The following is a 369-nucleotide window of genomic DNA, read 5'->3' as shown; positions in this document are numbered from 1 at the left end:
GGACACCTCCGGAATCCCTGGCCTGCGGCGCGCACAGGGCGCCGGATGATCGTTGGGTTGCCCCGTTCGTCGGGGGGAGCGCTGTTGCGGTGGCCTTGGCGTAGCGGTTGTGGCCTTTTGGCCCGGCTTTCGCGTCATGCGGGCACAGCTCTCCTGTCGAGCCAGCACCACCGCTTCATGTTGTAGGCCATGTTGGCGAGCGTGACGGCCGCACTCGCCCGCGCCAGGCCGATAGTGCGGATCACCAGACCCATGATCCCCTTCTGATGCGCGAAGGGATGCTCGACATGGGCACGCACCGCGGACTTGGCCGCGTTCGCCCGCGCATGGTGGCGCGGCATCGGCCGGCCCGGCGGCTTACGTCGATGG

The 369-nt window shown here is 68.8% G+C and carries 1 pseudogene; it reads right to left on the bottom strand.

Going from position 1 to position 369, the window contains the following annotated elements:
- Positions 1-134 precede the first annotated feature (134 nt).
- A pseudogene (locus JTN19_RS15770) lies at positions 135-369 on the bottom strand (IS5/IS1182 family transposase); the annotation flags it as partial.

Source organism: Roseococcus thiosulfatophilus (assembly GCF_017311575.1).
Taxonomy (GTDB): domain Bacteria; phylum Pseudomonadota; class Alphaproteobacteria; order Acetobacterales; family Acetobacteraceae; genus Roseococcus; species Roseococcus thiosulfatophilus.
The sequence above is the reverse complement of the archived record's forward strand: the minus strand, read 5'-3'. Positions and strand labels throughout refer to the sequence as shown.